General features: G+C 63.1%; 1 protein-coding gene. It reads left to right on the top strand.

Annotated features, from left to right (window positions below; translation table 11 throughout):
• Window positions 1–107: 107 nt before the first annotated feature.
• Entirely contained in the window at window positions 108–1,289 is a 1,182-nt protein-coding gene (locus tag RM532_RS15775) for an integrase core domain-containing protein (protein ID WP_311654295.1), read from the top strand.
• Window positions 1,290–1,317: the final 28 nt, after the last annotated feature.

The following is a 1,317-nucleotide window of genomic DNA, read 5'->3' as shown; positions in this document are numbered from 1 at the left end:
TGTGCAGACCGGCAACATAGGTACCAGATCAGACCGACGACATAGGTGACACAAGCTACGGTATCGGCAAGGAGGACTTACCGATGCCCTGGACAGAGACCTGTGTCATGGATCTGAAGATTCAGTTGGTCAGCGATTGGTTGACCGGGGGTTACCGCGTGTCGGATCTGGCCCGAGGTTACGGTGTCAGCCGCAAGACCGTTCACAAGTGGATCGGGCGCTACCGGGACGAGGGGGCGCCTGGTCTGATGGCGCGCTCACGCGCGCCGCACCATCGCCCGCACGCCATCATTGATGCGATGGCGGATCGCATCATTCAGACCAAACGGGCACATCTGAGCTTTGGTCCCAGGAAAGTCATGGATCTGTTGCGTCGCGAGCACCCGGACGTTGACTGGCCGGCGGATAGCACCGCCGGTGAGCTGCTCAAGCGTGCCGGGCTGGTCAAGAAACGGCGTGCCAAGCGCCGCTATGCGGCGGACCCCCAGCCGTTCCACCTGGGCCAGGCCAACAATGCTTTGTGGAGCGCGGACTACAAGGGCCAATATCCCTCGGCAACGCACCGCTGGTGTTACCCCTTGACGATCAGTGATAACGCCAGTCGCTACCTGATCGGCTGCCATGGTGTGTCCGCGACCGATCACGCCCAGGCCCGGCCGGCCTTCGAGTGGGCGTTTCACGAATACGGGCTGCCGGACGCGCTGCTATCCGACAACGGTCCGCCGTTTGCCAGCGCCGCCGCCGGTGGCCTGACCCGACTATCGATGTGGTGGGTGCAACTGGGCATCCGCGTGCATCGGATACAGCCCGGCAAACCCACTCAGAATGCGCGCCATGAGCGCATGCATGGCACCCTCAACCGGGCCATCGGCCGCCAGATGCGTCGTGCCGGCGAGCAGGCCCAGCACACCGCACTGGCCGAGTTCCGCCATGAGTACAACCAGCTGCGCAGCCACGAGAGCTTGCAGCGGCGCACACCGGCCAGCGTTTATACCGCTTCAAACCGCCGCTACTGCCCAGTACTGCGGCCGCCGGACTATGGCCCCGATCAAACCGTGCGTCGGGTGCGCCATAACGGCGAAATCCGATTTCAGGGGCAGCTGGTCTATCTGGGTGCGCTACTGGCCAAACAGCCCGTGGCGCTGCGCCAGATCAACGAGGACCGATTCGAGGTGCGCTTTGGCTCGCACCTGCTGGGCTATCTCAATTCGGCCACAAAGCGCTTGGAGCACGCCACCGTCTGGCATCGCGCCAAGTCCCATCATGTGTCACCCATGTCGCCGGTCTAACGTGTTACCTATGTGGCGGTTGCACAAT

Source organism: Spectribacter hydrogenoxidans, assembly GCF_031846275.1.
Classification (GTDB): domain Bacteria; phylum Pseudomonadota; class Gammaproteobacteria; order Nevskiales; family Salinisphaeraceae; genus Spectribacter; species Spectribacter hydrogenoxidans.
This window is presented reverse-complemented; position numbering and strand designations above follow the sequence as displayed.

Excerpts from the sequence above, each read along its gene's own strand:
- RM532_RS15775 (WP_311654295.1), top strand. The coding sequence starts at position 108 with ATGGATCTGAAGATTCAGTTGGTCAGCGATTGGTTGACCGGGGGTTAC.